The organism is Streptomyces sp. NPDC002055, from assembly GCF_040296705.1.
Classification (GTDB): Bacteria; Actinomycetota; Actinomycetes; order Streptomycetales; family Streptomycetaceae; genus Streptomyces.
This window is the reverse complement of sequence record NZ_JBEOXS010000056.1, coordinates 16,641-39,802: the sequence shown is the minus strand read 5'-3', so window position 1 is coordinate 39,802 and position 23,162 is coordinate 16,641. Positions and strand designations below refer to the sequence as shown.

The 23,162-nt window shown below is 71.6% G+C and carries 21 protein-coding genes and 1 riboswitch; of the genes, 5 read left to right on the top strand and 16 right to left on the bottom strand.

The window, feature by feature from the left end:
- Positions 1 to 352 precede the first annotated feature (352 nt).
- From ABT112_RS27660 to ABT112_RS27650, 3 genes are read right to left on the bottom strand one after another with little or no spacing between them, the layout of a single operon-like run.
- On the bottom strand, positions 353 to 1,042 hold the full coding sequence (locus tag ABT112_RS27660; RefSeq protein ID WP_351514075.1) for an SDR family oxidoreductase: 690 nt from the start codon (positions 1,040 to 1,042) through the stop codon (positions 353 to 355).
- Between the two features lie 37 nt (positions 1,043 to 1,079).
- The gene (locus tag ABT112_RS27655; RefSeq protein ID WP_351514074.1) at positions 1,080 to 1,619 is read right to left on the bottom strand and encodes an LOG family protein; all 540 of its coding nucleotides are present in this window, start codon (positions 1,617 to 1,619) and stop codon (positions 1,080 to 1,082) included.
- A gap of 52 nt (positions 1,620 to 1,671) precedes the next feature.
- A complete protein-coding gene (locus tag ABT112_RS27650) occupies positions 1,672 to 2,646 on the bottom strand; it encodes an RICIN domain-containing protein (protein ID WP_351514072.1) in 975 nt (324 codons plus the stop codon).
- An 875-nt stretch (positions 2,647 to 3,521) separates the two neighbouring features.
- Between ABT112_RS27650 and ABT112_RS27645 the strand changes: the two genes are divergently transcribed.
- The 4 genes from ABT112_RS27645 (at position 3,522) to ABT112_RS27630 (ending at position 6,973) form a co-directional block, all read left to right on the top strand.
- Positions 3,522 to 4,334: a helix-turn-helix domain-containing protein gene (locus ABT112_RS27645; protein WP_351514070.1), complete on the top strand. Its 813-nt coding sequence runs from the start codon at positions 3,522 to 3,524 to the stop codon at positions 4,332 to 4,334.
- Positions 4,331 to 4,615, top strand: coding sequence for a DUF397 domain-containing protein (locus ABT112_RS27640; protein WP_351514069.1), 285 nt, complete (start codon positions 4,331 to 4,333; stop codon positions 4,613 to 4,615). Before ABT112_RS27645 ends, ABT112_RS27640 begins: the two co-directional genes overlap by 4 nt.
- Before the next feature lie 350 nt (positions 4,616 to 4,965).
- Positions 4,966 to 6,180 carry a hypothetical protein gene (locus ABT112_RS27635; protein ID WP_351514068.1) on the top strand — a complete coding sequence of 405 codons (1,215 nt, stop codon included), beginning with the start codon at positions 4,966 to 4,968 and terminating at the stop codon, positions 6,178 to 6,180.
- A 184-nt stretch (positions 6,181 to 6,364) separates the two neighbouring features.
- Entirely contained in the window at positions 6,365 to 6,973 is a 609-nt protein-coding gene (locus ABT112_RS27630; protein ID WP_351514066.1) for a hypothetical protein, read from the top strand.
- A gap of 186 nt (positions 6,974 to 7,159) precedes the next feature.
- On the opposite strand, the gene ABT112_RS27625 is transcribed toward ABT112_RS27630, so the two are convergent.
- The gene (locus ABT112_RS27625) at positions 7,160 to 7,597 is read right to left on the bottom strand and encodes a hypothetical protein (RefSeq protein ID WP_351514064.1); all 438 of its coding nucleotides are present in this window, start codon (positions 7,595 to 7,597) and stop codon (positions 7,160 to 7,162) included.
- Between the two features lie 207 nt (positions 7,598 to 7,804).
- The gene (gene mnmA, locus ABT112_RS27620; protein ID WP_351514062.1) at positions 7,805 to 8,953 is read right to left on the bottom strand and encodes a tRNA 2-thiouridine(34) synthase MnmA; all 1,149 of its coding nucleotides are present in this window, start codon (positions 8,951 to 8,953) and stop codon (positions 7,805 to 7,807) included.
- Between the two features lie 89 nt (positions 8,954 to 9,042).
- Here mnmA and ABT112_RS27615 point away from each other — a divergent pair, with 89 nt between their 5' ends.
- Positions 9,043 to 9,684, top strand: a complete 642-nt coding sequence (locus tag ABT112_RS27615; protein WP_351514060.1) for an N-acetylmuramoyl-L-alanine amidase — start codon at positions 9,043 to 9,045, stop codon at positions 9,682 to 9,684.
- A gap of 198 nt (positions 9,685 to 9,882) precedes the next feature.
- On the opposite strand, the gene ABT112_RS27610 is transcribed toward ABT112_RS27615, so the two are convergent.
- From ABT112_RS27610 to ABT112_RS27560, 11 genes are all read right to left on the bottom strand, one after another.
- Positions 9,883 to 11,052: a cysteine desulfurase family protein gene (locus ABT112_RS27610; protein ID WP_351514058.1), complete on the bottom strand. Its 1,170-nt coding sequence runs from the start codon at positions 11,050 to 11,052 to the stop codon at positions 9,883 to 9,885.
- Between the two features lie 261 nt (positions 11,053 to 11,313).
- The gene (locus ABT112_RS27605; RefSeq protein ID WP_351514056.1) at positions 11,314 to 12,168 is read right to left on the bottom strand and encodes a thioesterase family protein; all 855 of its coding nucleotides are present in this window, start codon (positions 12,166 to 12,168) and stop codon (positions 11,314 to 11,316) included.
- Between the two features lie 208 nt (positions 12,169 to 12,376).
- Positions 12,377 to 13,039 carry a trimeric intracellular cation channel family protein gene (locus ABT112_RS27600; protein WP_351514054.1) on the bottom strand — a complete coding sequence of 221 codons (663 nt, stop codon included), beginning with the start codon at positions 13,037 to 13,039 and terminating at the stop codon, positions 12,377 to 12,379.
- Positions 13,040 to 13,073: 34 nt separating this feature from the next.
- The gene (locus ABT112_RS27595; protein ID WP_351514052.1) at positions 13,074 to 14,225 is read right to left on the bottom strand and encodes an ABC transporter ATP-binding protein; all 1,152 of its coding nucleotides are present in this window, start codon (positions 14,223 to 14,225) and stop codon (positions 13,074 to 13,076) included.
- A 20-nt stretch (positions 14,226 to 14,245) separates the two neighbouring features.
- Positions 14,246 to 15,343 carry an ABC transporter ATP-binding protein gene (locus ABT112_RS27590; protein ID WP_351514050.1) on the bottom strand — a complete coding sequence of 366 codons (1,098 nt, stop codon included), beginning with the start codon at positions 15,341 to 15,343 and terminating at the stop codon, positions 14,246 to 14,248.
- Positions 15,340 to 16,338 carry an ABC transporter permease gene (locus ABT112_RS27585; RefSeq protein ID WP_351514048.1) on the bottom strand — a complete coding sequence of 333 codons (999 nt, stop codon included), beginning with the start codon at positions 16,336 to 16,338 and terminating at the stop codon, positions 15,340 to 15,342. The genes ABT112_RS27590 and ABT112_RS27585 overlap by 4 nt, the downstream gene beginning before the upstream one ends.
- A gap of 119 nt (positions 16,339 to 16,457) precedes the next feature.
- Positions 16,458 to 18,230 (bottom strand): ABC transporter substrate-binding protein, encoded by a 1,773-nt coding sequence (locus ABT112_RS27580; protein WP_351514047.1) that lies wholly within the window; start codon positions 18,228 to 18,230, stop codon positions 16,458 to 16,460.
- A 118-nt stretch (positions 18,231 to 18,348) separates the two neighbouring features.
- Positions 18,349 to 19,347 (bottom strand): ABC transporter permease, encoded by a 999-nt coding sequence (locus ABT112_RS27575; protein WP_351514045.1) that lies wholly within the window; start codon positions 19,345 to 19,347, stop codon positions 18,349 to 18,351.
- 678 nt (positions 19,348 to 20,025) lie between these two features.
- Positions 20,026 to 20,826, bottom strand: a complete 801-nt coding sequence (locus ABT112_RS27570) for an enhanced serine sensitivity protein SseB C-terminal domain-containing protein (protein ID WP_351514091.1) — start codon at positions 20,824 to 20,826, stop codon at positions 20,026 to 20,028.
- A 176-nt stretch (positions 20,827 to 21,002) separates the two neighbouring features.
- Complete coding sequence (locus ABT112_RS27565) at positions 21,003 to 21,785, bottom strand: enhanced serine sensitivity protein SseB (RefSeq protein ID WP_351514090.1); 783 nt, start codon at positions 21,783 to 21,785, stop codon at positions 21,003 to 21,005.
- A gap of 349 nt (positions 21,786 to 22,134) precedes the next feature.
- Positions 22,135 to 22,839 (bottom strand): AAA family ATPase, encoded by a 705-nt coding sequence (locus ABT112_RS27560; RefSeq protein ID WP_502975467.1) that lies wholly within the window; start codon positions 22,837 to 22,839, stop codon positions 22,135 to 22,137.
- A 143-nt stretch (positions 22,840 to 22,982) separates the two neighbouring features.
- Positions 22,983 to 23,088: riboswitch (glycine riboswitch) on the top strand.
- The last annotated feature ends 74 nt before the right edge of the window (positions 23,089 to 23,162 follow it).

Below are 23,162 nucleotides of genomic sequence, written 5' to 3'. Positions count from 1 at the left end.
CGGGAATTCCCCGGCCGAGCGGCCGTGATCACCTGCCGGAGGGGCCGGACGGCGGGCGGCGGGGGCGTTCCGGCGGGCGGCGGGGGCGGCGGGCGCGTCCCGTCGGGCGGTGGGCGATCCCGTCGCGCGGTGGGGGCCGGGGCGGTACCGGGGCGCGCGTGCGGCCGCGCCCGGTCCGGCCGGCTCCGGGGCACGATTCCGCCGCCGCGCCCCGGTCCGCTCCGGTCCGGCCGTATCCGGGCCGGGCTCGCCCCGCACGTCGACCGGGCCCGGTCCGCCCGGGCCGATCAGCTCAGGTCCCGCCCGGCCCGATCAGGTCACGTCAGCTCGGCTCAGGTCAGGTCAGGTCAGGTCAGGCGCCCGGACGCACCGACAGGTCGGTGATCTCCGCGTCCCGCGGCAGGTCCAGTGCGGTCAGCACCGTCCGGGCCACCGACGCCGGGTCCATCCAGCGGGCCTCGTCGTACTCCTTGCCCTCCTGCTGGTGGACCTTGGCCTGCATGGGGGTGGAGGTCCGGCCGGGGTAGACGGAGGTGACGCGCACGCCGTTGTCGTGCTCCTCGGCACGCAGGGCGTCGGCCAGCGCCTTGAGGCCGTGCTTGCTGGCGGAATAGGCACCCCACTGGGGGTTGGTGCGCAGCCCGGCGCCCGAGTTCACGAACACCACCTGGCCGCGGGCGGCCCGAAGTTGCGGCAGCAGCAGCCGGGTCAGCTCGGCAGGGGCGACGAGGTTGGCGGCGAGCTGCGCGTTCCAGGTCTTCGGGGTGAGGTCGGCGATGCTGCCGAGGTCCACCACGCCCGCGCTGTGCACCAGTGAGTCGAGCCGGTCGGGCAGGGCCTGGTGGCTGAGCGCCCAGGAGAGCTTCTCCGGCGTCGCGAGGTCTCCGACGACCGTGCGGGCGCCGGGGAACCGGCTCTCCAGCTCCTTGGCCCGGCCCGCGTCGCGTGCCAGCAGCCACAGCTCGTCGCCCCGCTCGGCCAGCGTGTCGACGACGGCGGCGCCGATGCCGGACCCGGCGCCGGTGATCAGATGTGCAGTCATGCCCCCAGCTTGCCTCACCGCGGGGCCGCCGCCCGTCTCACCCCGAGCCGACGGTCTCCTCCAGGCGGGCGATCGTCTCCGCGCCGTCCTCGGCGAAGACGACCAGCTCGGAGAGGGGGCGCGGCAGGAAGCCCTCCGCGTCCATCCGCTGGAACTGCTGCTTCAGCCCGTCGTAGAACCCGGCGGCGTTGAGCAGCACCACCGGCTTGTCGTGCAGCCCGTGCTTCTTCAATTCCAGGATTTCGGTGGCCTCGTCGAGCGTGCCCATGCCACCCACCATGATCACGACGGCGTCGGCGCGGGCGAGGAGCTCCGCCTTGCGTTCGGCGAGGTCCTTGGTGACCACCATCTCGTCGACGCCGGTCCGCGCCAGGTGCGACAGGAACTCCACGGAGACGCCGGCCAGCCGGCCGCCCGCGGCCTCCACCCCGTCCGCCATGACCTTCATGAGCCCGGAATCCGAGCCGCCCCACACCAGGGTGTGCCCGCCCTTCCCCATGAGCCGCGCGAACTCGCGGGCGGGGCGGGTGTACCGCTCGTCGAGGTTCTCCGCGGAACAGAAGACGCAGATGTTCATGGCCCTCACCCTAGGACGGGCGGATCCGGAACCGTACCCGTCGTTCCGGCCGTCAGTAGACCTGCCCCTGGCGGAAGACGGTCGGCAGCCAGCGCTGGTTCTCGGCGCTCCCGCAGTCCCACAGCTGGACGGGGGTCTCCGGGTCACGCCCTTCGTTGAGGACGTCGAGGCAGAGGCCCGCCTGCCGCACCGTGCCGTCGGCCTCGGTGTGCCACTGCTGTGCGGAGCCGCCGTCGCACGGGTCGGCCACCACCGGGGAGCCGCGCGACGCGCCGTTGGTGGAGGTCATGCAGAGGTCCTCGAAGACCCGGAATTCGCCCGTCTCCGTGTAGGTGAACTGCTGGTTCTCCGATCCGTGGCAGTTGTAGATCTGCAGTTGGGTGCCGGGGTCGCGGTAGCCGTACCGGAGGTCCAGGCAGTGGCTGGACGCCGCGTTCAGATAGGCGAGGGCGGGGCGCTCCGTGCGCGGCGGGGCGGAGGTGACGCCGGCCCCGGGCTTCTTGTGCCGGGTGGGCTTCGGGGTGGGCGACGGCGTGGGCTCGGCCGACTTCGACGGCTTCTTCTTGTCGTCGGGCTGCTCGGACGGGCTCTCCTCGGCGGTCGGGACGGCGCCGTTGCCGAACGAGGGCGGTGCCGCCTTCCGCGGCCACGCCGCGACCGGCTCCTCCTCCGTCGAGGGGGGCTCGGACACGGAGAGGACGACCAGCACCGAGAGCACGGCGATGCTGATGCAGACCATGACGGCGGGGCCTGCTCCCACCAGGCGGTCCGAGAGCGGGTCGGAGCGTTCGCCGGACCGCGGGTCGCGCCGGCCGTCCTGCTGCCGCCGGCCGGGGCGGAGCGCGGAGAGTCCCCATCGGGCGGCCCACTGTGCCCAGCCGACCGGGGACGGGGTGGTGGCCGGCTCGGAGGCGGCGTTCCGCTCGTACCCCTCCGCGCTGCCGGATCTTTCGTCGAAGGCGTCAACGACCGCCGGATCCAACGGGATTCGGGCATCCGGCAGGAAGACCGGAGAGTTTCCCGGCACAACGGAAACCGTTGCGGACGACTTCGCCGAGGAATTAGACAGCCCGTCAATACTCCCGCAGTTCTGGCACTCACCCTCGGGATTCGAGGAGTTACAAAAAAGACAGCCGGATGTCATGTGGGCTTCTCGTCACAGACTGTTGGACAGGAACGACAACTGAACCCGAAGGCGCCGCCATCCTTGGGGCACCGGCAGGACGCTGTCAAGCGATGACTTGCCCCATACTGACGCCCAACCGTGGGCAAAGTCCAGGGTCTTGCGACATCAGCAGTCCTGCCATCAGGCTGCGCTCACACCACGGCCCTCACCTGCGAAAATCACAATCAGAATACCCAGCCAAGCATTCCGTCCACATTCTCGCGGGAGGTGTTTCCGCCGGTAATCCCACCGTGCTAGACGCGCATGCCACGACTTTCCGAGATGCGGAGAGCATCGTGGAGAGCCTCCGCGAGCCGGGAGGAAAGGAAGCGAAATTCCCGGGTCGGCACGGTGTGGTCCGCGAGCATCCTCCGGGCGTGGCCGAGAATTTCTTCTCCGGTCCTCAGCTGCATTTCCTCGACACGATCCGCGAGTTCGGCCAGCCGGCCGTTTCCGTCGGAAGAGAGATAACACGGCCTGCCGTCCGGAGTGGGCCAGGGGAGCAGCCTCAGGCCACCGGCCAGGGCGGGAGCGGAGGTGGGGTCCGCGGGAGGGGCTGACACGGGGCCGCGCTCGGGGGCGGGTCGCTGAAACGTGGGGAGGTTCTCGGTCATGCCGACAACGCTTTCGCCGCATCCCTAGCGTGGTCAACGACATCGCACAACGGGTGCGGCGATACGGGCCTGTTGTGTGGTTGGTGCAATCCGGTACGACCCGGCGTCAGTGAGGAAGCCCCCATGACCCGACAGGATCAACCACCGTCCAGCCTTCACATCTTCGGAATCCAGTCACGATTCCTCAGAGAGCGTCGCGGTTTGACGCAAAAGGAACTTGCGCAACGCATTACCTACTCGGACTCACTGATCGCGATGGTGGAACGCGGCGAACGCTCCCCGCAGCCGGCCTACATCGAGCGCGTGGACGAAGCACTGGGCGCCAACGGCATGCTGGCGGTGCTCGCCCCGCACATGGAACGGGAGGACCACCCGCACTGGGCGCAGGAGTACGTGCAGCTGGAGGCGGAGGCGCTGGCGCTGCATGTCTACAGCACTCATGTGCTGCACGGACTCTTACAGACGGAGGAGTACGCCCGGGCGGTGTTCCGGTCACGCTGCCCTGCCTTGGACGAAGAAGACGTCGAGCGTGCGGTCCAAGCCCGCATGGAGCGCAAGCTGCTGACACGACGGCCGCCCGCCAGGCTGACCTTCGTGCTGGAAGAGTCGGTCCTACGGAGAACGATCGGCGGCCTCACGGTGCGGGACGGTCAGCTTCGCCAGCTGCTCACCTGCGCAGCCCTGCCGCACGTGGTGTTGCAGGTCATGCCCGACAGTCGGGAGACGCACGCCGGGCTCGACGGTCCGATGACACTGCTGGAGACGCCTGACCACCGGACCATCGCCTATGTCGAAGGGCAACGCGGCAGCTACTTCGTCTCGAAGCCCGAAGAGGTCAGTGTCATCACCCACCGCTATGGGATCATCCGTTCGCAGGCTCTCTCCCCGGAGGAGTCGACGGAGCACATCGAGCGTTCATTGGCAGGAGAATCATGAACACCGAACGCGCACCGCGCAGTTCAGCCGACCTCATGTGGTTCAAGAGCAGCTACAGCGGGAGCGACGGGGGTGAGTGCATCGAGGTCGCCGTCGAGTGGCGCACGTCCAGCCACAGCGGCAGCGACGGCGGTCAGTGCGTGGAGGTCGCCACCTGCCCCGGAGCCGTGCACGTACGGGACTCCAAGGACCGCTCCGGCCCCGCCCTGAACTTCACCCCCGACGCCTGGTCGGCCTTCCTCGACTACGCCTCCCGGCAAGCGACGGTGTCGGCCGACTGATCCGATTCCGGGAGCGCGCCACAGGCCCCGCGCGAGGAGCAGCACGCTCCCAGCGGGGCCTTTCGCATTGCTGTTTTCGCAGGTCGGACCGGATCCCGAGGGGCCGGGTCCCGGTGGCGGCGGACCAGGGCCCGGTGCGCCGGGATCCGGTGGTCCGGGTGGCTACCCAAGAACCGAGGAAGAGAACTCCATCCCTCCTCCCCAACCTCTCACCCCATCGGGTGAGTTGGGTGCATATGCGTCGAGGGTCCGGCTAGGCTCACGCCAACACCCCGAACACAACATCGGCCCCCGGCCGGGACGGCAATCCCGATCGAGGGCCTGACCGATCAGGAAGCGATACCTTCCCGATGGCTGACGCACAGTCTACTGCGCCCTCACGCCCGTCCGCCGGAGCTCCGTCCTCCGGCGTCACCCATATCCGCACCCGCCTCACGGCGCACTTCACCGTGCTCGCCAACCGGCTGACGCAGCGCGCGGGCAGCGCCGTCACCGTCGGTGTGGCGGCGTACATCCTGTCGCTGCCCGACGGCGTCCCGATCACCATCGACGCGCTCTGCGCCCACTTCGCCGAGGGCGAGACCCGCATCTCCCGCGCGCTGCGGGAGTTGGAGGCCGAAGGCTGGCTGGAGCGCCGTGTGGAGCGCGCGGGGGACGGCCGGATCGTCACCCGGACCTTCGTCTACGACCTGCCGGGCGCGGCGGGCGCGGCGCCGGTCCGGGCGCCGTCCCGGCCTGCCGACCGCGCACCCCAGCGGGTGTCCGGTCCGGTTTCACCGGCCCGGCGCGGTGCCCCGGCGGCACCGTCCTCCCGTCCGGCAACCGCCTCGGTCCCGGCACAGCGCCCGGCAGCGGCGTCGGTACCGGCTCCGGAGCGCCACCCAGGACCGCCCCCGCTCCCCGGTCCGGCCTCGGCCTCGGGCCCGCAACCGGAGCCGGCTCCGTCATCGGCCCCGCACACCCCCGCCGTAGCCGGAACCGCTGCCGAATCGGCGCCCCTGCCGCCACCCGGAGCCATGCCCGCCTCCGGAATCCCCGGCATCCTCGGAGCCGCCCCTCGCGACGCCGTTCCCGTACACCGAGCCACGTCCGCGACCGGAGCCGAGCCACCCAGCGCTCCCCCGGGCCCAGCCGCCGTACCTGCTCCGCAGCGCCCCACCGCACCCGTCGCCCCGGAAGCGACCGCCCTGCTCTCCGGGTTACGGCACCATGATTCCCGGCTGCTCCTCTCGGAGCGTGAGGTCGCCGCGCTGGCACCCGCCGTGGCCGACTGGCTGGCACGCGGCACCGGACCGGCTCAGATCACCGCCACGCTGACAGCGCACCTCCCGGACCGGTTCACCCACCGTCCGGCCCGGCTGGTCGCCCACCGGCTCGCCGCGTTCCGCCCACCGGAGCCCGCACCCGTCCCGGCTCCGCCCCGGGTGGTTCCGCTCCAGGAGTGCCCGGGGTGCGACCGGCCCTTCCGTGCCGAACGCCCCGGCCACTGCCGCGACTGCCGGCGGCGGGACGAGGGCCGGACACCTGATCATCACGTGACCGGTGACCGCGCACACGTCGCATGAGCACCCGCGTGGTACGCGGGTTGCACGGCACGTCGGCGGACTGGCCCGAGGTGATGCTCCTTCAAGCACCGCCCGGGTACGGCCGGTTCCCATCCCCCGCACGCGTCCGCTCTCGTCCCGTCGTGCATGCTGGATTCGACCCGCACACGACCGAGAGGGAAACCGGGTGCGACCAGCAGGGACCGTGTCATCCTCCGTACCGGAGAAGGCCGTTGACATCCCGGACGCTCACCCGAGTCTCCTCAACTCACTGGTGTGGGCTCTCCTCGTGCCCGCCGGGTTCGCCACGGCCTCCGTGCTCGGCGCGTTCCCGCATCCGGCGACCAACCTCTGCGGCGCCGTGGTCGCCCTGGCGACGCTCGCCACCACCGTCGTGCTGGTCGGCGGGGTCTGGCGTCGCAGGTGGGCCGCCCTGCTCGTCGCCGTCCTGGGCGTCGTCCTCGGGATCTGCGCGGGGGCCGGGCTCTACGGGCTGTACATGGAGCGGGTCGGGGTCCGCTCCCCGGTGGTCGTCACGGGGGTGGAGTGGCGGGGCGAACAGGCGCGCTGCACCGTGGTGGAGACCGGCGGCAATCACACGATGTACGAGCTGGGCGAGCAGGAGAACTGTTCCGATTCCTTCGAGCGCCCGGACCGCGTGACGCTCCGCCAGGATCCCTTCGGGATGCTGGCGCCGCGCCTGCCGGACCGTCCCGGTGCCTCGCACACGTCGGAGGACGCATGGTTCACCGCGGGGCTCTTCGGGCTGACCGCTGCGGTGGTGTGCTGCGCGGGGCTGCGCCGCAGGCGCTGACCGGCGGACCGGCCCGCGGGCCCATGAAACGCCGTGTGGCTGCCGTCCCGAAGGGGACGACAGCCACACGTGGTGCAGGCGGAAACTCCGCGTACCCGGCGCGCCGGGTGGTCAGGTCACCGGCGGCAGTCCGCCGACCGCCCGCCGCTCGTCAGCGGTGCGGGTCAGGTGCGGATCAGGCGCAGGTCAGCGGACCTTGTACCAGACCTTGGCGTTGGTGCGCCGGGGCCAGACCATGTCGCCCTGGTTCGGACCGGCGAGGGACGCCGTGCCGATGTTGGTGGCGTGGTACTTCCAGCCCTTGTGGGCCTTCAGCGAGACCTTCTTGGAGTAGCACTTCTTGGCGCGGTGGCAGCCGTGCAGGCCGCCACCCGTGACGTCCTGGAGGCTGCCGTTCTTGTACGAGGAGAGCGCAGCGTCCGGGCGCATGATGCTGACCCGCTGGTTGCAGATCATCTTCCCCTGGGCGACAACCTTGCCGCCGCTGCGCCAGACCTTGATGTAGTTGCGGCAGCCGCCGTAGCGGGCGCCGTGCCCCTCGGCCGCCAGGGCCTCGGTTCCGGACACCAGCACGCAGGCGAGCGCGACCGAGCCGACGCTCAGGCCCTTGAGAGCCTTCTTCACTTGTTGTTCCTCCCGTTTTCCGTGGCCCGGCCTTCACCCCCCGTGGGCATGCGCCGGATCCACAACACGCAGAAGAATAGGGCTCGTTGATCTCCGCTGCGACGGAAATAACACGCTCCTCGACAGCATCACCGATATCCCCACAACCAGACTCGCGGGCTCCGGAATGCGGTCCGTGGGACGGGCGGGCAGCGGCCCGCCGGAGCCTCAGCCCGCCGTGGCCTTCGCCCGCTCGGTGGTGGCGATCGTGGCCGAGCCGACCACGCGCGTGCCGTCGTACAGCACGATCGCCTGGCCCGGGGCCACCCCGCGGACCGGCTCGGCGAAGGTGACCCGCAGCTCCCCGTCGAGAGGCTCGGCCGTCACCTCGGTCTCGCCGCCGTGGGCACGGAGCTGCGCCGTGTAGCGGCCGGGGCCGGTGGGGGCGGTGCCGCACCAGCGGGGCCGGATCGCGGTCAGGCCGCTCACGTCGAGGGCGTCGGAGGGGCCGACGGTGACGGTGTTGTTCACCGGGGAGATGTCCAGGACGTAGCGCGGCTTGCCGTCGGCGGCCGGGACGCCCAGGCGCAGTCCCTTGCGCTGGCCGATGGTGAAGCCGTACGCGCCGCTGTGGCCGCCGAGCCGGGTGCCGTCCTCGTCGACGATGTCGCCCTCGGAGGTGCCGAGGTGCTTCGCCAGGAAGCCCTGGGTGTCGCCGTCGGCGATGAAGCAGATGTCGTGGCTGTCCGGCTTCTTCGCGACGGCCAGGCCGCGGCGCTCGGCCTCGGCGCGGATCTCGTCCTTGGTGGTGAGGGTGTCGCCGAGCGGGAACAGGGCGTGGGCGAGCTGCTTCTCGTCGAGTACGCCGAGGACGTAGGACTGGTCCTTGGCCATGTCGGAGGCCCGGTGCAGCTCGCGGGAGCCGTCCCCGGTCACGACGACGGTCGCGTAGTGGCCCGTGCACACCGCGTCGAAGCCCAGCGCCAGCGCCTTGTCGAGCAGCGCGGCGAACTTGATCTTCTCGTTGCAGCGCAGGCAGGGGTTGGGGGTCCGGCCGGCCGCGTACTCGTTGACGAAGTCCTCGACGACGTCCTGACGGAAGCGCTCGGCGAGGTCCCAGACGTAGAAGGGGATGCCGATGACGTCGGCGGCCCGGCGGGCGTCGTGGGAGTCCTCGATCGTGCAGCAGCCGCGGGCCCCGGTGCGGAAGGATTTCGGGTTGGCGGAGAGGGCCAGGTGGACGCCGGTGACGTCGTGGCCGGCCTCGGCGGCGCGGGCGGCGGCCACCGCGGAGTCGACACCGCCGGACATGGCGGCGAGGACACGGAGGCGGCCGCCGTCGCGGGGGCCGGAGGGAGCACCGGGAAAGTCGTTCATAGCTCTACCAGGGTAAGGGGAACCGGACGAGTGTCCGCAGCCGTTGTCGAATCGGTGGCCGGGAGGGCCGCCGGGAAGGCAGGGGCGGGATGGAAGAGCGGTCCCGAGGGGTGGTCGGCCGGCGTGCGGTGCTGGTCGGAGGAGGTGCGGCCGTCCTGGGCGCGGCGGGGTACCTCGCGTCGGACTCGCTGTCCCGGCTGTGGTGGCGGCTCCCGGGGAACGACAAGCCGCGCAGACCGGGGGAGCTCGATCACCGCGGCGCGGAGTGGATACCGGCGTCCGACGCGAACTGGCGGCGGGCCGACCGGCCGGCGGACTACCGAATCGACCGGGTGGTGATCCATGTTCCGCAGGCCACCTATCCGCTCACCCTGAAGGTCTTCAAGGACCCCGGTCACGGCGCCGCCGCGCACTACGTGGTGCGCTCGAAGGACGGGCATGTGGCGCAGATGATCCGCGAGCTGGACGTGGCGTTCCACGCGGGTGACCGCCCCTACAACGAGCGGAGCATCGGGATCGAGCACGAGGGCTGGGTGGACCGGCCGGAGTTCTTCACCGATGTCATGTACCGCTCGTCGGCGAAACTGACCGCGGGGATCTGCGAGCGGTACGGCATCCCCAAGGACCGCGAGCACATCGTGGGGCATGTGGAGGTGCCGGGCACCGACCACACCTGTCCCGGTCCGCACTGGGACTGGGACCGCTATCTGCGGCTGGTGCGGCGGGCCTGAGGGGCTGGGGCCCCGCCCGGCTGCCCGGCCGGGCCGTCCGCGCCGGGCGGTTCCGATGGCGCTGCCGGGTGCAGTGGCCGCCGGCGGTTCCGGGTGCCCTGGTGACCCTGGCGGCTCCGGTGGCCCCAGCGGACTCCGGCAGCCCCGGTGGCTTCGGTGGCCCCAGCGGCTCCGGCAGCCCCGGCGGCCGGGACGGCCTCAGCTCAGGCCGGCGTTCCGGGCCCGCTCCACCGCCGGGCCGATCGCCGCCGCCAGCTCGTCGATGTCGGCCTCCGTCGAGGTGTGCCCGAGGGAGAAGCGCAGCGTGCCCCGGGCCAGCTCCGGGTCGCTGCCGGTGGCGAGCAGCACGTGGCTGGGCTGGGCGACGCCCGCGGTGCAGGCGGAGCCGGTGGAGCACTCGATGCCCTGGGCGTCCAGGAGCAGCAGCAGGGAGTCGCCCTCGCAGCCGGGGAAGGAGAAGTGCGCGTTGGCGGGGAGCCGGCCGTCCGGGTCGGGGTCGCCGCCGAGGATCGCGTCGGGGGCGGCGGCCAGGACCGAGGTGATCAGCTTGTCGCGCAGCGCGCCGATCTCCCGGGCGAAGACCGGCTGGTGCTCCGCGGCGTGCCGGGCGGCGGCGGCGAACCCGGCGACGGAGGGCACGTCGAGAGTGCCGGACCGCACCTGACGCTCCTGGCCGCCGCCGTGCAGCAGCGGTACGGGGGCCTGGGACCGGCCGAGGAGCAGGGCGCCGATGCCGTACGGGCCGCCGATCTTGTGGCCGGAAACCGTCATGGCGGCCAGGCCGGAAGCGGCGAAGTCGAGGGGCAGCTGACCGAACGCCTGGACCGCGTCGGCGTGCATCGGGATGCCGGACTCGGCCGCCACCGCGGCGAGTTCCCGGACCGGCTGGACGGTGCCGATCTCGTTGTTCGCCCACATGACGGTCACCAGGGCGACGTCGGACGGGTCGCGCGCGATGGCGTCGCGGAGCGCGTCGGGGTGGACCCGGCCGTAGCCGTCGACCGGCAGGTACTCGACGCGCGCGCCCTCGTGCTCGGCCAGCCAGTCGACGGCGTCCAGCACCGCGTGGTGTTCGACGGGGCTGGCCAGGACGCGGATCCGGGCCGGGTCGGCGGCCCGGCGGGACCAGTAGAGGCCCTTCACGGCGAGGTTGTCGGACTCCGTGCCGCCCGCGGTGAACACCACTTCGCTCGGGCGCGCGCCGAGCGCGGCGGCGAGGTGCTCCCGGGACTCCTCGACGGCGCGGCGGGCTCTGCGCCCCGCCGCGTGCAGGGAGGAGGCGTTGCCGGTGACGGCGAGCCGAGCGGTCATCGCCTGCACCGCCTCCGGGAGCATCGGGGTGGTGGCGGCGTGGTCGAGGTAGGCCATGGTGCCCCCGATTCTACGAGCCGCGGCGGGGCGGGGTTAAGGCGCGTACCGGCTCATGACCGGGTGGCGGACGACCGGCCGGGAGGAGGCCCGGCGGAGCGCTTCCCTCCGCACCGGCGCCCTCCGCTCCGGCGCCGTCGGCACCGGCGCCTCGGCACCGGCCGGGCGCGCCCCCGCCGTCCGCCCTCGCCCCGGCACATCCGCACCAGCACATCCGCACCGGGCGCGACCGTGCCCCCGGCCCGGGTCCCGCCCCGCTCGTCAGACCTGGAGCACCCGCGCCAGCTGCCGGGACTGGGCCACCAGGCGGTCCTCGCTGTCCCAGACCTCGGCGTCCTCCTCCAGGAAGCCGCCGGCCAGATTGCGGGTGCCGATCGCCACGCGCAGCGGGCCGGGGGCAGGCCGGCAGCGGACGTGCACGGTGAGTTCGACGGTGGGGACCCAGCCGAGGACGCCGAGTTCGAAGGCGGTGGGCGGCAGCGCGTCCACGGCGAGCAGCAGCGAGAGCGGGTCGTGGTCGCGGCCGTCGGCGAGACCGAACCAGGCCCGCATGTCGCCGTTGCCGGAGGGGGAGCCGACCGCCCACCCCGCGGTGGCCGGGTCCAGCCGCAGGTCGAGGCGGTCGGTGATGGCGCTGCTGCCGGGGATGACACTGGCCCCGGGCCCGTCGTTCGCGCCGAGGCACTGCTCGTACGGGGGCATGGCCGGGGGCTTCGCGGTGGTGCGGACCTCGTCGGTGAGGGCCGCGAGGTCGCCGTAGTGGGCGGTGACGCGGATGCGTTCGACGTCCGAGCCGTCCTCGGCCCGCTGCACCAGGGTGGCGGTGCCGGTGGACATGGTGCGGCCGGTGCGGACGGTCTCGGTGCGGATCTCGGCCGGGCCCGGGGTGGAGGCCGTCAGGTAGTGCGCGGTGATGGTGAAGGGGTCCGGGTGCGGCAGCGCCTCGCCGAGGGCGCGGCCGAGGACGGCGAGCAGGTAGCCACCGTTGACCGCCTGGATGATCGTCCAGCCCTCGGACAGCCGGGCGTCGTAGACGCCGGGGGCGCGCTGCACGACGGCCGTATCGCGGTCGAACTCGCTGCTGCCGATGGTTGCCTGAGCTGCTGCCTGTGCCATGCGCTGCACGCTAACACCGAGAAGTTACCGGCGGGTAGTGTTGTCTTGAACATCACAGCGGAGCCCCGGGATCCGGCGCCCGCGGGCCGGTCCGGGAACCCGTCCCCCGCCCGGCCGGGGGCAGCCACCGGGCAGCGCGCGGCGACCGGCGCGGCCGCACCCCGTCCCCGGGGCCGGAGACCGTTCGGGGCACCGACGACGGTCCGGGTCAGGCCTCTTCCACCGCCGAGGAACGCCGGTGCCAGGCGCGGGGCGCACGCCAGCCGAAACGCATGGCGAGGATCCGGATCAGGAACGCGATGACCGCCGCGCTCGCGCTGCTCAGCGCGTTGAGCCCGTCGAAGCGGATGAGCAGGGCGGTGATCGTGGCGCCCACGATGCAGGGCACCGCGTAGAGGTCGCGGTCCCAGCGCAGCAGGGAGGGCACCTCGTTGGCGAGCACGTCGCGGAGCACACCGCCGCCGGCCGCGGTCACCAGGCCGAGGACGGCGGACTGGGTGAGCCCGAGGCCGTACTCGTGGGCCTTGGTGGTGCCCGCCACGCAGAACAGTCCGAGGCCCGCGGCGTCGAAGACCAGCACCGCGCCGTTGATCCGCTCGACCTGCGGGTGGAGGAAGAAGACGCAGGTCGCCGCGACCAGCGGCATCAGGAAGTAGCCCAGATCGGTGAAGGCGGCCGGCGGGACGGCACCGATGATCAGGTCACGCACCACCCCTCCGCCCAGCGCCGTCGCCTCGGCGAGCACCGCGATACCGAACACGTCGAAGTTCTTGCGCACGGCGAGCAGCGCACCGGAGATCGCGAAGACGAAGATCCCGACGAGGTCCAGGGAGTGCTGGACGGAAGGGGTGTACAGATCGGTGAGGAGCACCCGGTCATCATGCCGCCGGTCCGCCCCGGGGCCGTTACTCCGTGCCGGTCTCCTTGCTCACGTTCCTCCCGCGCACGGGCCCCGTGGCCTCCCCGTCGGCGTCCGCGCCGGCGGCGGCCGTGCTGAGGCCGATCGCGTCGGCGGCGCCCTCCAGCGGGGTGTCGGCCGGTGCCTGGTCGGGGGCGTTCTCCGGGTGGTGGCAGGCCACCTGGTGGCCCGTCCGCAGCTGGACCAGCGGCGGCTCCTGCGTCGAGCAGAGCTCGGTCGCCTTCCAGCAGCGGGTGTGGAAGCGGCAGCCGGGCGGCGGCGAGATGGGCGAGGGGACGTCACCCTTGAGCAGGATGCGGTTGCGCTCGGTGCGCCGCCGGGGGTCGGGCACCGGCACCGCGGACATCAGCGCCCGGGTGTAGGGGTGCATGGGCGTCTCGTACAGCGAGGTGCGGTCGGCGAGCTCCACGATCTTGCCGAGGTACATCACCGCGATGCGGTCGGAGACGTGCCGGATGACCGACAGGTCGTGCGCGATGATCACATAGGTGAGGCCCAGCTCCTGCTGGAGGTCGTCCAGCAGATTGACGACCTGCGCCTGGATCGACACGTCCAGCGCCGAGACCGGCTCGTCCGCGACGACGAGCTTCGGCTTGAGCGCCAGCGCGCGGGCGATGCCGATGCGCTGGCGCTGACCGCCGGAGAACTCGTGCGGATAGCGGTTGTAGTGCTCGGGGCTGAGGCCGACCAGCTCCAGCAGTCCCTGCACCGTCTTCTTCACCCCGCCGTCGGGGTCCACGCCCTGGAGCCGGAAGGGCGCCCCGATGATGGAGCCCACCGTGTGCCTCGGGTTCAGCGACGAGTACGGGTCCTGGAAGATCATCTGGACGTCGCGGCGCATCGGCCGCATCCCGGCGGTGCCGAGATGCGTGATGTCCTTGCCCTCGAACTCGATCCTCCCCGCGGTCGGTTCGAGCAGCCGCGTGATCAGCCGGCCCATCGTCGACTTCCCGCAGCCCGACTCGCCCACCACGCCCAGGGTCTCCCCCGGCCGTACGGCGAAGTCGAGGCCGTCCACGGCCTGGACCGCTCCGACCTGGCGCTGCAGCAGTCCCTTTTTGATCGGGAAGTGCTTGACCAGCCCGGACACCTTGAGCAGCGGCTCAGGAGATGCGGCGGCCTGCTCCGGAATCGTCATCTCGGCGTCCTTTGCCTTGCTCACAGCTTCGGGGCAATCTCTTCGGTCCAGATCCGGGTCCGGTCCTCCTGCGTCATGTGGCAGGCCGCGTGGTGCCCGCCCGCCACCTCGCGGAGCTCGGGGCGCTCGGTGCGGCTGACGCCCCCGGCCGGCACGTCCGCGTACGGGCAGCGCGGGTGGAAGGCGCAGCCGCCGGGGACGTTGATCAGGCTGGGCGGGGAGCCCTGGACGGGGATGAGCCGCTCGGTCTGCTCCCGGTCGATCCGCGGCATGGAGCCCAGCAGGCCCCAGGTGTAGGGGTGCTGCGGCTCGTAGAAGACCTTCTCCGCCGGGCCCCGCTCCACGCAGCGGCCGCCGTACATCACCAGGATGTCGTCGGCCAGTTCGGCGACGACGCCCAGGTCGTGGGTGATGATGATGACCGCGGAGCCGAACTCCTTCTGCAGGTCCCGGATGAGGTCGAGGATCTGCGCCTGGACGGTGACGTCGAGGGCGGTGGTGGGCTCGTCCGCGATGAGCAGTTCCGGGTTGTTGACCAGCGCCATCGCGATCATCGCGCGCTGCCGCATGCCGCCGGAGAACTCGTGCGGATAGCTGTCCACCCGGGCCTTGGGCTCGGGAATGCCGACCCGGTCGAGCAGTTCGACCGCGCGCCTGCGGGCGGTCTTCTTGTCCACGTCGTGGTGGACCCGGTAGGCCTCCACGATCTGGGCGCCGATCGTGTAGTAGGGGTGCAGCGCGGACAGCGGGTCCTGGAAGATCATCGCCATCTCCCGGCCGCGGAGCCGGCGCACCTCCTCCGGGTCGGCCGACAGCAGTTCCTTCCCGTCCAGCCGGATCTCCCCGGAGATCTGCGCCCGTCCCCGGCCGTACTGGCCCACCTTGTGCAGGCCCATGATCCCCAGCGAGGTCACGGACTTGCCGGAGCCGGACTCGCCGACGATGCCGAGCGTCTTCCCCTTCTCCAGCTGGAAGGAGAGCCCGTCCACGGACTTCACCAGACCGTCCTCGGTCGGGAAGTGGATCCGCAGATCCCGCACGTCGAGGAAGGCCTCCGCCGCGGGAGAGGCGGTGGCGACCGGCTCGCCGACGGCGCCGGACTTGGTCAGATCCGTCACGAGAGCCTCACTCGGGGGTCGATCACGGAGTACAGGAGGTCCACGACGAGGTTGGCCACGACCACGGCCGCCGCCGCGATGAGGGTCACGCCGAGGATCAGCGGCAGGTCCCGGTCGCCGATCGCCTTCACCGCCGCCTGGCCGAGGCCGGGGAGGTTGAAGGTGGTCTCCGTCAGGATCGCGCCGCCGACCAGCGCGCCCAGGTCCATGCCGAGGATCGTGAGGATCGGCGTCATGGTGGAGCGCAGCGCGTGCTTGCCGATGACGACCGGCTCCCGCAGGCCCTTGGCGCGGGCGGTGCGGATGTAGTCCTCGCCCAGGATCTCCAGCATGGTGGCCCGGGTGAGCCGGGCGTACATCGCCGCGTACAGGAAGGCGAGGGTCACCCAGGGGAGGACGAGCCCGCCGAACCAGCCGCCCGGGCTCTCGGCGAACTCCACGTACTCGCCCTCGACCCAGCCGAGCTGGTAGCTGAAGATCGCCAGGGACAGCAGACCGGTGAAGTAGATCGGCAGCGAGACGCCGGCGAGGGCGATGCTCATGGCCGAACGGTCCAGCAGCGAGCCCCGCTTGAGCGCGGAGACGATGCCGGTGGTCACGCCGCCGAGCAGCCACAGGACACAGGCGCCCGCGGCCAGCGAGAGGGTGACCGGCAGGCGGTCGAGGAGGACCGGCCAGATGGCCTGCTCATTGCGGAACGAGTAGCCGAAACAGGGCCGCTCGCAGTGGACGGAGGAGCCCCCGCCCACGTAGTCGCGGCCGAGGAAGATGCCGCGGACGAACTCCCAGAACTGGACGAGGATCGGATCACCCAGGCCGAGCTTCTGCCGGACGCCCTCGATCGCCGCGGGGTCCGCCTGCTTCCCGATGAACATCGCGGCAGGGTCGCTGCCCGTCAGCTTCGGGATCATGAAGAAGATGCCGAACGTCACCAGCGTGACCACGAGCAGCATCAAGACAACGGCGGCCAGCCGCCTGATGAGGTATGCGAGCACTGCAGTCGGCCCGGCAGGCGGCCCGGGAGACCTCCGCAGAGGTCCCCCGAGCCACCGCGCGCGGCCATCACCTGCCCTTCGTGCCTAGCGGCGATGCGCCGTGGGAAGCGTACGGGTGATCACTTGACGCCGAGCGAGGCGTAGTCGTAGCGGCCGTTGTACGAGTCGGCCGTGTACACGTTGGTCAGCCGCGAGCTGCGCCAGATGATGTTCTTCTCGAAGGTGAACGGCAGGTACACCGCGTGCTCGGAGACCTTCTCGTTGATCTGCCGGTAGTAGTCGGCCGCCTTGTCGGGGTCCGTCTCGGCGAGGCCCTTGTCGAAGAGCTTCTCGATCGACGGGTCCTTCAGCATCGAGAAGTTGTTGTTGCCGCTGTCGAGGATGAACCGGCCGTCCACCAGCGGCTGGGAGAAGCCCTGGCCGGACGGGAAGTCGGCACCCCAGCCCATGATGATGATGCCGTAGTTCTTCTTCTCGACGTTCTTCGGTGCGCCGATGATGCCGGAGCTCTGGGCGCCGTCGTACTGGTCGACATCGGCCTCGATGCCGATCTTCTTCAGCGACGCCTGCATCGACTGCGCGGTGTCGATCTCCTGCTGCTTGTTGTTGCGGACCGCGATGGTGGTCTTGAAGCCGTTCGGCTTGCCGCAGGCCTTGAGCTCGGCCTTGGCCTTCGCGACGTTCGCGGCGCCCTTGTTCTTGAGCACGCCGTAGGGGTCGTACTTCGGGTCGGAACCCTTGATCGCCGGCGGCAGCATGTTGGTGGCGATGTCGCCGCCCGCCATCGGGCCGCCACGGGCGTTCTGCAGCGACTTGTGATCGGAGCCGTAGATGACCGCCTTGCGGCAGTGGACGTTGTCGAACGGCTTGACCGTCTGCGGGAACACCGCGTACCGGATGAAGCCGGTCTGCGGGTTGTCCAGGTTGTCCTTGTGGTTCCGCAGCGCCTTCTGGCGGCCGGCCGCGCCGACGCCAGTGGCGTTGATGTCGAGGTCGTAGTCGCCCTCGATCAGCCGGTTGTCCATGTCGTCGGCGTTGGTGGTGAGCTTGACCGTGATCTTGTCCGGCAGCGCCTTGCGGATCGGGTCCGAGCTCTTCTTCCACTCGGCGTTCCGGGAGAGCGCGATCCCCTTGTTGGGGGTGTAGGAGTCGAACTTGTAGGGGCCGTTGGAGAACGGCTTCAGGCCGTACTTCTCCACGGTGTCCTTGTCCTGCCGCACCGGCGTCGCCGAGGGCATCGCCAGCATCTGGAGGAAGTCACCGTTGGCCTTCGGCAGCTTGAAGACGATCGTCTTCTCGTCCGGGGTCTCGATGGACTTCAGGCCGAGCTTGTCCTTGCTCTTGTCCTTGTACGGACCCGCGTACTCCTTCTTCGGGTCGAGGACCTGCTGAAGGTAGATCGGACCGCCGGAGATCTTGTCCTGCGCCCAGATCCGCTCGATGCCGTACTTGATGTCCTGCGCGGTGACGGGCTTGCCGTCCTCCCAGGTCACGTCGTCACGCAGGGTGAAGGTGTAGGTCTTGCCGTCCGCGGAGACCTTGCCGGTGTCGGTGGCCATGTCCGGCACCAGCTCGGTGCTGGCCTTGCCCGGCGCGGTCTTGAAGGAGATGAGCTGACGCGTGTAGAACCGCGCGAAGTCCCACATGAAGCCGTAGTAGCCGCGCTGCGGGTCCCAGGAGTCGGCGTCCTGGGTGCCGATGAATTTGAGGGTGCCCCCCTTCTTCGCCGACGCGTTGGCGATGTTGCCGACGGCGGCGTTGAACCCGGGGGCACCTCCCTTCCCGTCGTCGTCCTTTCCTCCGCCACCGCATGCGGCGGTGCCCAGCAGGGCGGCGACGACGAGGGCCGAGCCGGCGGCCAGTCTGCGTCTCGAAGCGTGGTTCGTTCTCACGATCTAGCAACCTCCGTGATGGTCGCGGCCCACCGGGCGACGACTGTTGTGGAATGGCCGCCCGACGGATCGGCAGGGGCGGTTCTGAGCTGGGTCGTTGCGGTCGGTGCGGGTGGGCTCAACGGGAGCCCTTCGGGTCCAGCGCGTCCCGCACGCCGTCGCCGAAGAGGTTGAACGCCAGCACCGTGATGAAGATCGCCAGACCGGGGATCACCATGAACGTGGGGTCCGACTCATAGGTGTCCACCGCCTTGTCGAGCATCTGCCCCCACGAGGAGGTGGGCGGCTTGACGCCCGCACCGAGGAAGCTGAGCGCGGCCTCGGTGAGCACGTTGGTGGGGATCATCAGCGTCGTGTAGACGGTGATCGGGGCCACCAGGTTGGGGAGCAGCTCCCGGAAGAGGATGTAGATCTGCCCGGCGCCCAGGCTCCGGGCGGCCTCGACGTACTCCCGCTCCCGCAGCGAGAGGGTCTGGCCGCGGACGATGCGCCCGACGTACGGCCAGCCGAAGAAGCCGATCACCACGACCAGCGCGCCGATGCGCACTCCGCTGCCGCTCACGCCGAGCATCTCGTTGGGCAGCACCGAGACCAGCGCGATGATGAAGAGGAGCTGCGGGAAGGCGAGCAGCACGTCCATGACCCGGCTGATCACCGCGTCGACCCAGCCGCCGAAGTAGCCGGCGACCACGCCGAAGACGGTGCCGAGAGCGACCGCGACCATCGCGGCGAGGAAGGCGACGAGGAGCGAGATCCGCGCTCCGTAGACCACGCGGGAGAACACGTCCCGGCCGTTGACCGGCTCGACGCCGAAGAGGAAGTCGCCGCTGATGCCGCCCCAGGAGCCGTACGGGGTGCCGAACAGCGGGTCGATCTTCTCCTCGTGGAACTCGTCCGGCGGATGGCCCAGGAGACCGACGATGAGCGGCGCGAACACCGCGACCAGGATCAGGAAGAGCACGACGACGCCACCGGCCAGCGCCAGCTTGTCCCGTTTCAGCCGGATCCAGGCGATGCGCCACGGGGAGCGTCCCTGGATCGCCGCGACCGGAACATCGGCGGCGACGTCGACGGCCGCGGCCTCAACGGCACTCGTGTCGTGCGGTGGTGCGGTCATCGTCTGGGGAACCCCTCTCGGCCGCATGAAACGGCCCACGCCCGCCGCCGGAGCGGCTTGATCACATCAGTGGTGCGAGCTGAACGAGTGGTACGAAAACGTTCCGGAGCGGTCCCAGAGGGCCGACGCCGCGTCGTTGCCGGGAGTCTTCATCGCGGTCTGAGGCCCCGCCAGACTTCCCCGGCAATGGATGCGCAACTGTGATGTGACCAGGCATCCTCCGTTATCCGAACAACAGAACAGCACGAGCGGAACCAGAAACGGCCCATATCCCTTGATATGGCGCGAAGTTGCTGCACGTCATGGCATCCCCGGAGCAGCCGGCGGGCGCGCGGAACGATGCAATCCGGGGGTTTCCGGGGACGTATGGAGGGGCGGATCCGCGAGCCGGGGCGTACAAATTGCGCCAGGTCGTGGAGCCCCGCCGCCGGTTCGGGGAGTTCCGATTCGGAGAGCGCTCCGGGACGGGCGGCGCGGCCGGTACCGGCGGACGCGGGCCGGGCGGACAGAAGTCAGGCGGCGCGGGCCGGGTGGACAGAGGTCAGGCGGCGCGGGCCGGGTGGACACAGCTCAGGCGGACGCCGACCGGGCAACGGCGAACCGGGCAGGCGCAGATCGGGCGGACGCGCCCGCGCAAGGCGCGGACCGTGCGGATCCGGGTCCGCCCGCCCGGTGCGGTCAGTACGCCCGGGGTGCCGGCCCCTGCCAGCCCTGCGCCTCCGGGGCACCGCCGGCGGGCGCGGGCGGGTAACCGTAGCCGGGGGCGGGCCCGGTGGGCGGCGCCGCCGCGGCGCCGTAGGCGTCCCGGTCGAAGAACGGCCGGGCGTTCGCCCGCAGCCACATCGCCACCGGGTCGTACTCGTCGGACATCGCGACCGTCGACACCGGCAGCCCGTCCGGCACGGCCCCGATCGACTGCTGCATCATCACCCGCACGGAGTCCACCGCCTGCGGGCCCGTGTCGTACAGCTCCAGGCCGATCGCCAGGTACGGCGCGCCGAGGGAGGGCTGCACCCAGGCGCGGCGCAGCGCCCGTACGGCGGGGGTGCGGTGCGCGTTCTGCGTCAGCAGCGCGTAGAACTGCGGGATCTCGATGGTCGGTTCGGACAGCCGCAGCGGCCCGGCGGGCAGCCGGTCCAGCCCGCCGGCGATCCGGCGGAGATCCGCCCAGGGAATGCCGACGCCGCCGCCCGGGGCGTGCGGGTTGAGCCACAGGCCCCAGCGCTCGGGGTAGAGGGCCGACGCGATCTCCCAGCCGGTGACGACCTCGTGGGCGCGGTTCCAGCCGCTGGCCGCCAACTCCTGGGCGGAGGTGACGCAGGGGGCGTACCCCAGGCCGCCGACCTCCATGTTCCCGTACTGGGCGTCCGGTGATCCGGGCCGGCCGTGCCAGAGCAGCATCCAGACCTGCTCCTCGGCAAGGGCGCGCAGCAGGGCCTCATAGGCGTCGTACCGCCCGGGCGTCACCTGCCGCAGCATCTGCTCGACGGCTCCGGCCGCCGCTGCGCTGGCTCCCGCGCTCACCTGACTCCGCCCCTTCTTCCGGCCTGTCGGCACTGTGCGGGGCAGTCCCGCTCCCGCCCGGTCATCCAACCAGCTTACGGGCCGACGGTGGCCCGTCCCGGTGCACCACCGGGGGTACACCCGGGTCGCGTTCAGCGCTCCGCGGTGTGGAAGGGGCGCACGCGCTCCAGCATCCAGTGCCCCACGGGGTCGTTCGCGACGTCCAGGAGTACCAATTGCACCGGCCAGGGCACCGGAACCGCGCCCAGCGCACGCCCCAGGGCCTCCATCACCACGGTCCGGTCCTCCGGTTCGCAGCGGACGAGTTCGACGCCGACGAACAGCGCGGGCGCGTCGCCCTCGACGCTGGCGAGGGCGCGGCGGGCGGTGCGGACCAGCCCGGTGACGGCGAACTCGCCCGCGGCGGCGCCGAGGAAGTCGACGGGTTCGTCCTGCCAGTCGGGCTCGAAGAGCCGCACCCGGCCACCCGAGGCGGGCCCGTCGAGCTCGGTCCGGCCGGTCCGGCAGAGCTCGGCGACGGCGGCGGGCGGCAGCGGAACGCCGACGGCCCCGCCCGGGTTGACGGCGATGCCGAGCTGCGGCGGGAGACCGCGGGCGAACTCCCGGGCCGGCGCGACGGTGAACGACACATGCGAGCCGACGACCTGGAGGAACTGCTGCTCGGAGCTGAACACCGGGACGTACGCGGCGCCGTCGATCTCGACGGTGGGCAGGTCCAGGTCCCGGCTCTCCCGGCTGCCGCCGCCTGGCAGCGGCACCCAGACATGGCTGCGGCCGAGCACCTCGACCAGCCGGGGCCCGGCGCCGGCCACGCCCACGGAGGCGGCGAGCGCCTCTTCGAGCGCATTGCCGGGGAATCCGCTGCCCGGGGTCGCCCCGTCGGGAAGCGAGGTATAGCTGTGCTGCTCCGTCATGCTCATCGGGCCCCACCACGTCTCGTCCGAACTGCACAGGAACCCTAGCGGTTGCGGGCCGCGGGAGCTCCCCTGGGGTGACCGGATTTCTGTCGGGAACCTCCAGGACGCGCCGGACCTTTCCGCCATTTGGCGCCGTCCCGCCCGCCGCGGACGGACGGATCCTCCGGACGGGGGCGCTCCGGAACCGTCCGGGACCGCTGCGGAGCGGCTGCGGAACCGTCGGGTCCGCCTGCCGGGCCCCGGTCCGGGTCCCGGTCCGGGTCCCGGTCCGGGTCCGGGTCCCGGTCCGTGTTCGTTCGGCACCGGTCAGGGGCGGTCGCGGACGGCCGGTGACCGCCTGCGTCGGTCAGTCGAACCCGATGCCGGAGAGTGTGGTCGCGGCCCGGCGGTCCAGCAGGACGGCCGAGGCGCAGCCGTCCGGCAGCCGCCCGGCCTCCAGCTCCCGGACCAGCCGCCCCACGGCGCGCCGGTGCCGGGCGAAGGCGTATCCGGAGACCCCGCGCCCGCGCGAGGCCTGCCCCTCCAGGGCGACCCGCGGCTCCACGTCGAGCAGCGCCAGGTGCAGGGAGCGGCCGCGCCGGCGGGCGTCGCGGGCCAGCCAGCGGCGCACCCAGACGAGGCTGCCGCAGTCGTGCACCACGACGCTGTCGCCGGAGCGCAGCGCGCGGCGCAGCCCGGCGTAGTGCGCCAGGCGGACGAGGGGGCGGTAGACGGCGTACGGGAGCAGCGCGGGCATCCTGCGCTCCCAGCGGTCCCTGGTGTCCTGCGAGTCCACCCGGTGGACCCGGGCCCCGCCGTGCTCCGGGGCGCCGGCCGCCCGCCGGATCAGGGTGCTCTTGCCGCTGCCGGGCAGGCCGGAGACGACGAGCACGTCCCCGGCGGGGTAGCGCAGCGCGGCGGCCGGGCGCCCGCGCAGCTCCGTGGTGCCGGCCAGGCGGCCGGGGCGGACGACGCCCGGGGCGGCCGGGGCTCCCGGGCCCGTCTGGCTGGGCACCGCGCCGAGCCCGACCCCCGAGGCTGTCGCAAACGTTCCGTGGCTCTGCACCGTGATCGTCCTCCCAGGTCCGGTCACTGCGGCTGCCGCAGAGTTTCAAGAAAAGGTAATGCCATACAACCGCCTTATCCCCCGCCCGCAGGGTCCGAAAGTGTCACAGGCGTGCAATGATGTGCGCGCAAACTCCATACCGGCCGCTTGTAACCCGCGCGGGAGAGTCTCCGGACCGGCAGTGAGCCGGGCGCCGGAGCGCCGAAGGAGCAAGTCCTCCCTTGAATCTCTCAGGCCCCGTACCGCGCAGGCGAGGCACATCTGAAAAGCGGGCCGCCGTGGAGCGGTCCCACCCAAGGTGCAAGCTGTGACCCGCCTGCCGGGTCGTG